Origin of the sequence: Nonomuraea sp. PA05, assembly GCF_008086045.1 — a bacterium.
Taxonomy (GTDB): Bacteria; Actinomycetota; Actinomycetes; order Streptosporangiales; family Streptosporangiaceae; genus Nonomuraea; species Nonomuraea monospora.
In genome coordinates this window covers 224,824-237,440 of record NZ_VSEY01000008.1, presented here as the reverse complement: position 1 = coordinate 237,440, position 12,617 = coordinate 224,824, and the positions used below count along the sequence as shown (strand labels likewise).

Sequence of the window (12,617 nt, the reverse complement as noted above, 5' to 3'; positions counted from 1 at the left end):
GCTCGCTCATGCGCCCTCATCCCTACTGTCACTTCTCGGGCCGGACCCGTACGTCCGTCCCTCGCTGATGTCGTCGCGCGCGGCCCGGAAGCCTTGCTGGAAGCTGGAGAGCCGGCTGCGCACCCGGTCGGGTGAGACCGCCGGCATCGGTGCGACGCCCTTGGGCGCCGAGACGGTGTCCGCCGAGCCGGGCACCAGGTTGGCCTTGGGCACCCGCTTGGGCAGGCCCGCGGCTGTCGCGCCGTCGCGCGCCGGCTCGCGTACGGCCTCCGCCGCGCTCCAGCCCGCGTCGGCCTTGGCCGAGCCCCATGTGGCGTTGGCCTCGGCCGCGTTGTGGTCGAACCAGGCCGACTCCACCGAGGCGAAGATCGGCAGGTACTCGTCCCCTGCCGAGGCCGGCTTGACGGCGGGCATCGGGCCGGTCGCGGCCGACTCGGTCTCAGGGAAGCTGTTGAAGCTGCCTCTCGCCGACTCGGTCTCGGCGAAGCTGGGGAAGCCGCCTCTGGCCGTGTCCGGCTCGGCGAAGCTGGGGAAGCCGCCTCTCGCCGTGTCCGGCTCGGCGAAGCTGGGGAAGCCGCCCCTGGCCGTGTCGGGCTCGGCGAAGCTGTTGAAACCGCCCCTCGTCGGCAGCGGCTGCTCGGGGCCGCGCGTCCACGGGCGGGTCTCGTCGGGCAGCGCGCCGCGCTGCGGCAGGCTGCTCTCCCGCTGCGGCAGGCCGCTGTCGCCGGTCATCGGGCCGCGCGAGGAGACCCAGACGTCGTTGGACGAGTCGGACGACATCCAGCCGCCCGCCTCGGCGGGGAAGGCCGGGCCCGACGCCCAGGATCCGCCGCCACCGCCCTGCGGGACGGGCTCCGACGGGTACGACGGATACGACGGATGGCCGGGGCCGAGCTGGAACGACGAGGCGGGCCAGGGGCTGGCGGCCGCGGGCTGCGGCGTCTGGAACGCCTCCCTGGGCTGGCCGCCGGCGGCGGGCGTGCCGACCGGGGCGGCCTGCGCGCCGAGCAGCGACTCGGGGATGAGGACCATGGCGGTCAGGCCGCCGGAGCCGTGCGGGCGCAACTGCACGCGGATGCCGTGCCGGTGCGCCAGCCTGGCGACCACGAACAGGCCCATGCGGCGCGAGACGGAGACGTCCACGGTGGGCGCGTCGGTCAGGCGGAGGTTGGCCTGCGCCAGCTCCTCGCCGGTCATGCCGATGCCGGAGTCGCTGATGGAGAGCATGATGCCGCCGCCGTCGATGCGGCTGCCCGAAACGGGCACGCGGGTCTCGCGCGGCGAGAACGACAGCGCGTTCTCGATCAGCTCGGCGAGCAGGTGGATGACGTCGTTGACGGCCTGGCCGGCGATGGAGACGCCTTCCGGCACCTCCAGGACGACCCGCTCGTAGTTCTCGACCTCCGACAGGGAGGCGCGGGCCACGTCCACCAGCTTGACCGGCTGGCTCCAGCGGCGCGGCGGCTCCTGGCCGGCCAGGACCAGCAGGTTCTCGCTGTTGCGGCGCATGCGGGTGGCCAGGTGGTCCAGCTTGAACAGGTTGCCCAGTCGCTGTTCGTCCTGCTCGCCCTGCTCCAGGCCGTCGATCAGGGTGATCTGCCGTTCGACCAGCGTCTGGCTGCGGCGTGACAGGTTCACGAACATCGCGTTGACGTTGCTGCGGAGCTTCGACTCCTCACCGGCCAGGCGGACCGCCTCGCGGTGCACCTCGTCGAAGGCCCGCGCCACTTCACCGATCTCGTCCCTGGAGTTGATCTCGATGGGCGGGACGCGTAGCTGGTCGGGGTCCACGTCGGTGTTGCGGAGCTGGCGCACCAGGTCGGGCAGCGTGTGGCCGGCGATCTTCAGGGCGTCGCCGCGCAGGCGGCGCAGCGGGCGTACCAGCGAGCCGGCCATCAGGGCGGTGATCGCGAGGACCAGGACCAGCAGCGCGACCACGATGCCGATGTTGATCGCGGCGAGCTGCCTGTCGCCGCCGGCGACGTCGGTGCTTCGGGTGGCCACCTGCTCCGACAGCGACTTCTGCACCTGGTGGAGCCGGTCGACGGTCTCGGAGACGGCCTCGAACCAGCTGTCGGTGTCGTTCGCCGTCTTGCTGTCGAGCCGGCGCAGGTTGTCGCCGTTGTTGTTCAACAGCACGGCGCGGCTGATGTAGAGCTCCGCGAGGCCGATCTTCCGGCTGGCCACCGTGTTGTTGAAGTCCTGGCGCTGCTCCGCCGTGGCGACCGTGTTGAACGTGGTCCGTTCGCTCTCGCGGCGGGAGCGGGCGTCGAGGAAGGCGTTGAACTCCGGCTCCTCGAACGAGCCCCGCACCAGCGCGACCGTCAGCAGCGCGCGCTGCTTGGACGCCTCCTCCTCCGCGCGGGCGATGGAGCGCAGCGCGGCGGCCGTCGCGATGAGCTGCTCGTCCGTGGAGCCCTGTCCGAGCTCGTCGTAGATCTGCAGCATGTCGGCGATGGTCTCGGAGTACTTCTCCACGGTGGGCAGCGGCGGGAGCTGCGAGCCCTTGACCGTCTGCCGCAGCGAGGCGAGCTGGCTGAGCCGGACCTCGATGCGGTCGAGGATCCTGCCGCCGAGAACCGACAGCGACGGCTCGACGGTCTTGGCCAGCGCCCGCGTACGGGTGACGTTGGCGTCCACGATGCCCTGCTGGCTGTTGAGCTTGTCGTCGTCCCGCCTGCCTTCGGCGACGAAGCGGGCGGCAAGGTCACGCTCCATGCCGAGGTCGCGGGCGAGCTCACCGATCTGGGCGACCAGTCGTCCCGAGTCGTTGATGAGCTGGTACTGCTGCGCGCTGCTGATGGAGGTGGTGACGCGCAGCGCGCCCAGGATCACGGCCACGATCGTGGGGATGGCGATGAGAGCGATGAGGCGGGTGCGCACACGCCAGTTGCGCAGCGCGAACGAGCTGCCCGAGCGGGGCTGGTGCTGCGGCTTCTGCGGCGCCGCACCGCCCGCAGACTCTTCCGGAACGTCCGGAGCGCTACCACGACCGGAGCCGGTCGTTGTTGTCCTCACTGGTGGCAACCTCTCGCCATGGCCTGCTTCAGGGGGGTCTCAGCGGCTTCGTCACACGGACGAGTGATCGCAGGCAAGTTCGAGGCCCAATTTGAGCACAAACCTCATACTTAGGCCAACGTCTCGACCGTTTTCAACCGTTCCAACTCACACATTGTTCACGTGGCAAACCCCTGGACACGGAGCGCAACCAACACGCCAATCCGGACATGTAGCCACTAACCACCCTTTATCGCACTATTTACACACTTAGCGGGGCACAGTCATATTTCCTAGATAAACGGCATAAACGTGGCATAGTGCTGCCGTTCGGATCTCCCCTCCGGTACGCTTCACGCCCGGCAACCTGTGCCGATCTCCAGAAGACTTCCCCCTGGTAGGAGAACCCCCCCATGACACGCAAACTGCGCTGTCACGCCATTGTTCTCGGCGTCACAGTCGCTCTCACCCTTGCCGGCTGCGGCGGGTCCGACAACACCGCGGACACCGCGCCCAACAGCAACGGCTTGGAGAAAACCACCATCACGGTCGGGGCGCTCCCCATTCCGGACCCGGTCTCGCTCTACATCGCCAACGCGAAGGGCTTCTTCAAGGAAGAGGGCCTGACCGTCACGCCGAAGATCATCACCGGTGGCGCCGCGGCCATTCCGGCGATCGAGAGCGGCTCGCTCGACATCTCGCAGACGAACTACGTCTCGACGTTCCTCGCGGTCAGCACCGGCAAGAAGATCAAGCTGGTCGCGGACATGTACCAGGCCGGCCCGAACACCTTCAACATCATGGTGCCGAAGGACTCCCCCATCAAGACGGTGGCGGACCTCAAGGGCAAGACCATCTTCGTCAACAACCTGCGCAACGTCGCCACGCTCGCGGTCACCTCGCAGCTCAAGGTGGCGGGCCTGACGGAGAACGACGTCACGTTCAAGGAGAAGCCGTTCCCCGACATGGGCAACGCGATCCTGAGCGGCCAGGCCGACGCGGGCTGGATCACCGAGCCGTTCATCACGGCCAACCAGAGCCAGCACGGCTTCCGCAAGCTGGCCGACACGATGACGGGTCAGACCGCCGACCTGCCCATCGCCGGCTGGATGGCCACCGAGGAGTGGGCCTCGAAGTACCCGAAGACGCTGGCCGCCTTCCAGCGGGCCATCTCCAAGGCCCAGCAGGTCGCCTCCAGCGACCGCAAGGAGATCGAGGCCATGCTGCCGCAGTACACGAAGATCGACGCCAAGACGGCCTCGGTGATCACGCTGGGCGCGTACCCCAGTGAGCTGAACGCCAACCGCCTGCAGAAGGTCGCCGACCTCATGCTCGAGTACGGCTACCTGAAGAGCGCCATCGACGTGAAGTCCGTCATCGCGGCTCCCGCCTCAAACGGATGACCGGTGCACGACTGCTCCGCGGCGCCGTCGGCGCCGCGGGCTTCCTCGTTCTGGGGGAGTTGTTCATCCGCTTCGGGATCAACCAGCAACTCGATTTCCCCACCCCCTCGTCCATCCTGCTCGAAGCCGTGCGCCTGCCGGCCGATGCCGAGTTCGTCGCGGGCGTCGGCACGACCCTGACGAACTGGGTGCTCGGCCTGCTTCTCGCCACCGTCATCGCCGTGCCGGTGGGCGTGCTGCTCGGCGCGCTGACCCCCTTGGAGCGCGCCATCCGGCCGCTGCTGGAGTTCATGCGGCCGATCCCGTCCGTGGCGATCATCCCGCTGGCGATCCTGCTCATCCCGGTGGACGAGCTGATGAAGATCTCGGTCATCGTGTACGCCTCGGTCTGGCCGATCCTCATCAACACCCTCTACGGCATGCACGACGTGGACCCCGTCGCCAAGGAGTCGCTGCGCAGCTTCGGCTTCGGCCCCCTCGCCGTGCTGGCCAGGGTGAGCCTGCCCAGCGCGGCCCCGTTCGTCGCGACGGGCGTCAGGATCGCCGCCGGGATCGCGCTCGTCCTGGCGGTCAGCGCCGAACTGCTGGCCGGCGGCATCAACGGGATCGGCGTCTACGTCAACGTCGCGGGCAGCGGCAACAGAACGGACCTCGTGATGGCGGCCACGGTCTGGGCCGGGGTCATCGGCGTGCTGGCGAACGTGCTGCTGCTGGCCGGGGAGCGCAGGCTCTTCCACTGGCACCGGATGCGGACGGGAGCGTCGGACTCGTGAAGAAGCTCTCCAAGTTCCTGGTGATCCCCGTCGTGCTCGTCGTGTGGGAGCTGGCGGCCCGGGCGATCGGCGACACCGATTTCCCGCCGCCCACGACGATCGTCGTGCGCATGTACGAGCTGTGGTTCTCCGGCCCCGTCAGCACGGTGTTCCTCACCGACGACGCGATCGACAACATCCTGCCGAGTCTCGGCCGCATGTTCGGCGGCTGGGTCCTGGCGGCGGCGATCGGGATCGTGGCGGGCATGCTGCTCGGGCGCTCCCGGGCGGCGACCGACTACGTGGACCCGCTCATCGAGTTCGGCCGCGCGATCCCGCCGCCCCTGCTGCTTCCCGCGCTCATCGTGATCTTCCAGGACAGCCTGGCCACGCAGCTCGCCACGATCACCTTCGGCGTGGTGTGGCCGGTGCTGCTCAACTCGATCGACGGCGCCAGGGCGGTGGACCGCACGTACACCGAGACGGCCACCGTCTTCAACCTGAGCAGGGCGCAGCGGCTGCGGGTGGTCGTGCTGCCCGCCGCCTCGCCGAAGATCTTCGCCGGGCTGCGGCTGAGCCTCTCGCTGGCCCTGATCCTCATGGTCATCAGCGAGCTCATCGGCGGTAGCGACGGCATCGGCTACCAGCTCCTGCAGGCGCAGCGCAGTTTCGACGGCGCCGGGGTGTGGGCGGCGATCGCGCTGCTCGGCATCCTCGGTTACCTCGTGAACTCCCTGTTCGTGCTGGCCGAGCGGCGCGTGCTCGTCTGGCACCGGCAGGCCACCCGCAACCCGTGACCGCCCCTGGAAGGACATATGCCGCATTCCGATGACCTCTTATGGGGAGCCGTAGGAGACATCTCGCGTTTCGCGGCTCTGCTGACCATGGCGGAGCTGAACGTGGCCGACCATCTCGCGCACGGCCCGCTGAACACCGCCGACCTGGCAGAGCGCTGCGGGGCGCACGCCCCCTCGCTGCGCCGGGTGCTGCGCGAGCTGGCCGGCATGGGCGTCGTCACGGCGGCCGGGCCCGACGCGTACGACCTCACGGAGAAGGGCACGGCCCTGCGCTCGGACGTGCCCGACTCCGTCCGCTCGTCGATCCGCATGCTCGGCGAGGAGAGCTTCTGGTACGCCATGGGCATGCTGCCCGCCACCGTGCGCGAAGGCAGCTCGGCCTTCATCAAGCGGTACGGCCTCATCTACGACCACCTCGCCGGGCACCCGGACGTCAGCCGGATGTTCGACGACTACATGACCGCCAGGGCCATCCCCTTCACCGAGGGCCTGGCCAAGCGCTACACCTTCCCCGCCACCGCGACCATGGTGGACGTGGCGGGCGGCAAGGGTCACATCCTGGCCACGGTCCTGCACGCCAACCCGCAGATGCGGGGTGTGCTGTTCGACCTGGAGTACGTGACCGGGCACGCCAGGCAGACGCTGGCCGCCGAGGGCCTGGCCGACCGGGTGCGGGTCGTCTCCGGCGACATGTTCGCCGAGGTTCCGGCAGGCGGTGACGTCTATCTGCTGGCGAGCGTCCTGCACAACTGGGACGATGACGACGCGGTCAGGGTTCTGCGCAACGTCCGCGAGGCGATGAACCACGACGGGCGCGTCCTCATCCTGGAGGTGGTGCTCCCCGACAGTGAGGAGCCGCACCTCGGCAAGGACATTGACATGCGGATGCTGGCGATCTTCAATGGCGGCACCGAGCGCAGCCGCGAGGAGTACGCCGCCGTGCTCGACCATGCGGGGCTGGTGATCAGCGACGTCGTCGAACTCGGCGCCGGCGCCAACCTCATCGAGGCGAGGCGCCGCTGACCTCTCCCCAGCCTCCGCCGGATCACCGGACTCAGAAAGGCAGTGGCGATGCAACTGACCAGGATCGTAGTCGCGGGTATGGCAGTGGCGCTGGCGCTCAGCGCGTGCGGAGGCGGAGGAGGAGAGAACGGCACCACCGGCACCACGTCCGCCGGCGGGCTGGAGAAGACCCAGCTCCTGGTCGGCGTGGTGCCGGTGCCGTCTTCTGCCTCACTCTTCATCGCGGAGAAACGCGGGTTCTTCAAGGAGGAGGGCCTGACGGTCAAGACCGAGATCATCCAGGCGCCCACGGCGGTCATGCCGAAGATCGTTAACGGCAGCATGGACGCGTTCATGACGAGCTATGTGGTGCTCATGACCATCAACGACTCGGGCGCGGCCAAGCTGAAGCTGTTCCAGCACACCATGGGCGGCGCGCCGAACGTCTCCGCCGTCGTCGTGGCCAAGGGCTCCCCCATCAAGTCGGTCGCCGACCTCAAGGGCAAGACGGTCGCGGTCAACGTGCTCAAGGCGCTGGGGCAGACGGTCACCAACGCCCACCTCCAGGACGCCGGCGTCAGGCCGGAAGACGTCAAGTTCGTTCCCGTGTCGTTCGCCGACCAGCTCGGCGCGCTGTCCACGGGCAAGGTGGACGCGGCCTGGCTGGTCGAGCCGTTCCTGAGCGCGGCCAAGAAGAGCGGCGCCACCCAGATCGTCGACACCACCAGCGGCGTCACCGAGGGCGTGCCGATCGACGGGTGGGGCGTCACCGAGCAGTGGGTGAGCAAGTACCCGAAGACGGCCGCGGCCTTCCACCGGGCGCTGGCCAAGGCTCAGCAGATCGCCGGGGCCGATCGTAAGGCCATCGACGAGGTCGTGCCGACGTACACGCAGATCCCGGCGGACACGGCGGCGGCGATGACGCTCGGGACGTTCACCATGGAGGCCGACAAGGCCAGCGTGCAGAAGCTGGCCGACCTCATGCACGGCTACGGCTACCTGAAGGCCAAGGTGGACGTGGCCCAGCTCTTCGCGTCGGTCGGCGGATGATTCGTCGGCGGACCGGCCGCGGCGCCGTCGCCGCCGGACCCGGGCGCGATGAGCCGAGCACCAGGCCGGGTCGTGAGGTGCCCGGCGCCGGACCCGGGCGGGACGGGCTCAGCGACGTGCGCAGCGACGGGCCCGGCGGTGGGCCCGGCGATGGGCGTCGCGATGGGCGCGGCGATGGGCGTGGAGTGCGCGGTGGCCGGGCCGGGCGTGGCGCGGCCGGCGGCGGGCCCCGGCGCGCGGTGCTGGGCTTCGTCGGGGTGGTGGGATTCCTCGCCGCCGCCGAGCTGGCCGGCCGGACCGGGCTGATCCCGGACTTCCTGCCGTACGTGTCGCACGTGCTCGCCACGGCGGCCACCCTGCCGATGGACGCCCAGTTCAGGACCGACGTGCTGGCCACGCTCGGCCCGTGCCTGCTGGGCCTGGTGATCGCGATCGCGGTGGCCGTGCCCGCGGGCCTGCTGTTCGGGACGGTGCCGTTCATGGAGCGCTCGGCCCGCCCGCTGGTGGAGTTCCTGCGGCCGATCCCGTCGGTGGCGCTGATCCCGCTGGCGGTGTTCCTGTTCCCCGAGGGTCACGACGCCAAGACCGCTCTGGTCGTCTACACCTGCTCGTGGCCGCTGCTGATCAACACGATGTACGGCCTGAGCGACGTCGATCCGCTCGCCAAGGAGACGCTGCGCAGCTTCGGCTTCGGCCGGCTGGCGGTGGTGCTGCGGGTGAGCCTGCCGAGCGCGGCGCCGTTCATCGCGACGGGGGTGCGGATCGCGGTGGCGGTCACCCTGATCGTGGCGGTGAGCGTGGAGCTGCTGGCGCCGGGCGGCGGCGGGATCGGGGCGTTCCAGTCGCTGGCGGGCAGCGCCAACAGGCTCGACAGGGTGCTGGCGGCCACGGTGTGGGCGGGTGTGCTCGGGCTGGCGGCGAATCTGCTGTTCACGGCCGGTGAGCGGCGGTTGTTCCACTGGCATCACGCGCGGACGGGGGAGGGCACGTGAGCGTCGTGCGGCGGGTGGCGTGGTACTGGCTGCTGCCCGTGGCGGTGCTGGCCTGGGAGCTGATCACGCGGTCGGTGCAGGCCACGTACTTCCCGCCGCCGTCGCTGATCGTGACGCGGCTGCGGGAGCTGTGGTTCTCGGGGCCGCCGTCGCGGGTGTTCCTGACCGACGAGGCGGTGGCGGACCTGGTGCCGAGCCTGTCCAGGCTGTTCGCCGGGTGGTCGATCGCGTGCTTGGCGGGGGTGCTGGTCGGGGTGGTGCTGGGGCGCTCGTCCTGGCTGGCGGGGCTGGTGGAGCCGCTGGTGCACTTCGGCAGGTCGGTTCCGCCCGCCGCGCTGCTGCCGGTGTTCCTGGTGTTGTTCAAGGTCGGCACGCCGATGCAGGTGGCCTCGATCGTGTACGGCGTCGTCTGGCCGGTGCTGATCAACAGCATGGACGGCGCCCGCCACGTGGACCGGCAGTACATCGAGACGGGCGCGGTCTACCGGCTGAGCTCCTGGCATCGCCTCACGAAGATCATCCTGCCTGCCGCAGCTCCGAAGATCTTCGCCGGGCTGCGGCTGAGCGTGTCGCTGGCGCTCATCATGATGGTCATCTCCGAGCTGGTGGGCAGCAGCGAAGGGGTCGGGCACCGGATGCTGGAGGCGCAGAGCCAGTTCGACATCCCGGCCATGTGGGCCGGGATCGTGCTGCTCGGGCTGCTCGGCATCGGGCTCAACGCGGCGTTCCTCGGCGTGGAGCGGGCGGTGCTGGGCTGGCACACGAGCGCCCGCACCGGCGACACCTGACCGGAGTCAGCCGAACAACCGGGCGATGGCCTCCACCTGCCTCGCCCGGAGCACCGCCCGATCGGGTACGCCTTTCGCGGGCCGCTCCACGTCGTGCCTGGCGTACTCGCCGGCCCACAGCCCGGTCTTGACCCGGCTGAGCAGGTTGGCCATGCCGGGTCGCAGCCGGGCGCGGCGCAGCGCGGCGAGGTCCAGCTCGGCTGCCGCCACCAGCGTCTCGCCCGGCCCCGCCTGGGCGAGCACCCGCCCCTGGTGGTCGATCACCTCGGAGCCGCCGTTGGTGGAGTCGCCGGGGATCGCGATGCCGGTCAGGCCGCCGCTGTTGGCCGACACCACGCAGGCCAGGTTCTCCACGGCGCGGGCGCGGCGGGCGACGGCCTTGGGCGTGAGCTGCGGTGACGACGCCTCCGACGTGGGGTTGCAGAGCACCTCGGCGCCACGCAGCGCGAGCGCGCGGGCCAGCTCCGGCATGAGGATCTCCTCGGAGGCGACCACGGCGAGGTTGCCGATCTCGGTACGCGCCACCGGCAGCACCCCGTCGATGCCGTAGATCTCCAGGTAGCGCTCCCACACGTCGTACGGCGTCGGCGAGAACAGCGAGTGCAGCCTGCGGTAGCGCAGCACGCACTCCCCCGACGGCGCGAGGATCACCGTGGCCTGGAAGAACAGGTCGGGGAAGTGCTCGTCGCGCTCGTAGGCGTTGACGCACAGGAACACGTCCTGATCCGCGGCGACGGCGCCGAGCGCGCGGTACTCCGGGCCGCCGGGGTCGATGGCCGCCCTGTCGCGCCACTGCGCGGTGCTCTCCCGCAGCGGGAAGCCGGTCAGCACGTACTCGGGCAGCACGACCAGGCGCAGCTCAGGGCCGAGCCACGCCTTCGAGCCCGCCACCTGGGCGCCGATCCGGTCGATCGCGGCCGCGATGCCCGCGCCGGGGCGGGTCTGCACCTGCAGCGCCAGCGCCGTGTACGCGGTCATCCGGCCCGCCGCTCGTCGATCAGCGTCCGCCGCACGCACACCCCGTCGCGCAGCCACTGCCACACCCGGCTGCGCGTGCGGCCGTCCTCGCTCAGCACGATGAGCTCGAACAGCCGCAGGTCCTCCCCCTTGAACCGCCAGGTCAGGTAGATGGTGCTGTCGTCCAGCTCCCAGAACTCGCCCTTGAGCCGCTCGGTGTCGAAGCCGCACCGCCCGCCGCCGAGATACACGCCGGGGAACTCGTGCACCTCGGTGCGGCCGTCGTCCCAGGTGTAGCGGTTGGTCTGGTGGTAGACCTCGCCGCGGATCTCGCAGGTCATCCGCACCCGGTGCCGGTCGAGCAGCTCGCCGTCGGGGCCGACGTGGCGGTACTCGCCCTCCCACTCGCCTTCGTGCCTGGCCAGCAGCGGCATCTGCTCGCGCAGTCCCATCCGGTCACTCCTTCGTGCTGTGCCACCACGGGTCGGCGGCGTCGGATCGGTTGACCAGGAAGGCCCGGCGGCGCAGGAACCGGCTGATGGAGGCCGCGCCCATGCGCGAGCCGCCCAGGCCCGACAGGCGGAAGGAGTTCTTCTCGCCCTCGTGCACGAGCGCGGTCAGCCCGGCGTCGTTGACGCTCACGGCGCCGACCTGGAGGCGGGCCGCGACGGCGCGGGCCTGCTCCTCTCCTGCGGCGAAGACGGCGGCCGACAGCCCGTAGACCGAGTCGTTGGCCAGCGCGACCGCCTCGTCGGGCCCGGACACCGCCATGACCGGCAGCACCGGGCCGAACGTCTCCTCCGTCATGACGAGCATGCCGTGATCGACGCCCGACAACACGGTGGGGCGGCACCAGTGGCCGCCGCCGTGCCGCTCGATGCGCCCGCCGGTGTGCACGGTCGCGCCCTTGGCCACGGCGTCGGCCAGGTGGGCGGCGATCACGTCCTCCTGGCCCGGCTTGATGATGGGCCCGATCGGGCCGCCCTCGCAGGTCAGGCCGACCTGCCCGGCCGCGGCCACGAGCCGGTCGAGGAACTCGTCGTGCACCTCGCGGGCCACGTAGATCCGCTCGACGGACTGGCAGGACTGCCCGGCGTTCGCCGTCCCGCCCCACAGGACGGCCGCCGCGGCGCGGTCGAGGTCGGCTCCGGCCAGCACGATCGCCGGGTCCTTGCCGCCCAGCTCCAGGAACGCCGGCACGAACGCGCGGGCCGCCGCCAGCGCCACCCGCCGCCCCGTCGCGACGCTGCCGGTGAACACCACCGCGTCCACCAGGTCCACCAGCGCCGCACCCGTGCCGCCGTCGCCCTCGACGACCCGCAGCGGCAGCTCGTCGGGGACGAGCCGCATGAGCGGCTCGATGAAGCGGGGCGTCACCTCGCTCGGCTTGACCAGCACCGCGCAGCCCGCCGCCAGCGCGGGGACGGCGTCGATGAGGCCGAGCAGGAGAGGCAGGTTCCACGGGGTGATCACCCCCACCAGCTCGTACGGCACCGCGTCGCCCGCCACCGAAACCCCTGGCAGGGAGGCCGGGCGCTCGGCGGGCGGGGCGAGCAGCGCGGGCGCCTGGCGTACCCAGCGCTCGATGAGCGCGGCCACCAGCCGGCGCTCCAGCAGCGACTCCCCCACCCTGCCGGTGTCGGCCACCAGGGCGGAGAGCAGGGCGTCGTCATCGGCCAGCGCGGCCCCGAAGCGGGACAGGGCCGCGCTGCGATCGGCGCTCAGCCATGCGGGGGCCCGCTCGCGCAGCCCGGTCGCGACGGCGGCCAGCCGGTCGGGCGGGATCGGAGCGAGCGGTCTGTCGGATTGCCCGGTGATCGGGTTCCTCACGTTCATGCGGTGCGGGCTCCTGCGATGCTCGGCGGGAGCCATTGTGATC

Annotated in this window: 11 protein-coding genes; 7 read left to right on the top strand and 4 right to left on the bottom strand. The window is 70.7% G+C overall.

The genetic code is table 11. The features are described 5' to 3' along the window. Positions 1 to 6: 6 nt before the first annotated feature. Positions 7 to 3,018, bottom strand: a complete 3,012-nt coding sequence (locus FXF51_RS15420) for a nitrate- and nitrite sensing domain-containing protein (RefSeq protein WP_148435123.1) — start codon at positions 3,016 to 3,018, stop codon at positions 7 to 9. Positions 3,019 to 3,410: 392 nt separating this feature from the next. Between FXF51_RS15420 and FXF51_RS15415 the strand changes: the two genes are divergently transcribed. From FXF51_RS15415 to FXF51_RS15385, 7 genes are all read left to right on the top strand, one after another. Continuing rightward, complete coding sequence (locus tag FXF51_RS15415; protein WP_262379547.1) at positions 3,411 to 4,400, top strand: ABC transporter substrate-binding protein; 990 nt, start codon at positions 3,411 to 3,413, stop codon at positions 4,398 to 4,400. Further along, complete coding sequence (locus FXF51_RS15410) at positions 4,397 to 5,173, top strand: ABC transporter permease (protein WP_148435122.1); 777 nt, start codon at positions 4,397 to 4,399, stop codon at positions 5,171 to 5,173. Before FXF51_RS15415 ends, FXF51_RS15410 begins: the two co-directional genes overlap by 4 nt. Continuing rightward, positions 5,170 to 5,949, top strand: a complete 780-nt coding sequence (locus FXF51_RS15405) for an ABC transporter permease (protein WP_148435121.1) — start codon at positions 5,170 to 5,172, stop codon at positions 5,947 to 5,949. Before FXF51_RS15410 ends, FXF51_RS15405 begins: the two co-directional genes overlap by 4 nt. Positions 5,950 to 5,967: 18 nt before the next feature. Further along, a complete protein-coding gene (locus tag FXF51_RS15400) occupies positions 5,968 to 6,972 on the top strand; it encodes a methyltransferase (protein ID WP_148435120.1) in 1,005 nt (334 codons plus the stop codon). 78 nt (positions 6,973 to 7,050) lie between these two features. Further along, positions 7,051 to 8,001, top strand: a complete 951-nt coding sequence (locus FXF51_RS15395; protein WP_187414386.1) for an ABC transporter substrate-binding protein — start codon at positions 7,051 to 7,053, stop codon at positions 7,999 to 8,001. A gap of 185 nt (positions 8,002 to 8,186) precedes the next feature. Next, positions 8,187 to 8,993, top strand: a complete 807-nt coding sequence (locus tag FXF51_RS61870) for an ABC transporter permease (protein WP_262379546.1) — start codon at positions 8,187 to 8,189, stop codon at positions 8,991 to 8,993. Then, positions 8,990 to 9,781, top strand: a complete 792-nt coding sequence (locus tag FXF51_RS15385; RefSeq protein WP_262379545.1) for an ABC transporter permease — start codon at positions 8,990 to 8,992, stop codon at positions 9,779 to 9,781. The genes FXF51_RS61870 and FXF51_RS15385 overlap by 4 nt, the downstream gene beginning before the upstream one ends. A 6-nt stretch (positions 9,782 to 9,787) precedes the next feature. Here FXF51_RS15385 and FXF51_RS15380 read toward each other — a convergent pair whose 3' ends face one another. The 3 genes from FXF51_RS15380 to FXF51_RS15370 are packed head-to-tail and all read right to left on the bottom strand — an operon-like array spanning position 9,788 to position 12,574. After that, complete coding sequence (locus tag FXF51_RS15380; RefSeq protein WP_148435118.1) at positions 9,788 to 10,759, bottom strand: nitrilase-related carbon-nitrogen hydrolase; 972 nt, start codon at positions 10,757 to 10,759, stop codon at positions 9,788 to 9,790. Continuing rightward, positions 10,756 to 11,190, bottom strand: a complete 435-nt coding sequence (locus FXF51_RS15375) for a DUF3598 family protein (protein ID WP_148435117.1) — start codon at positions 11,188 to 11,190, stop codon at positions 10,756 to 10,758. The genes FXF51_RS15380 and FXF51_RS15375 overlap by 4 nt, the downstream gene beginning before the upstream one ends. Positions 11,191 to 11,194: 4 nt before the next feature. Then, positions 11,195 to 12,574 carry an aldehyde dehydrogenase family protein gene (locus FXF51_RS15370; RefSeq protein ID WP_148435116.1) on the bottom strand — a complete coding sequence of 460 codons (1,380 nt, stop codon included), beginning with the start codon at positions 12,572 to 12,574 and terminating at the stop codon, positions 11,195 to 11,197. Positions 12,575 to 12,617: the final 43 nt, after the last annotated feature.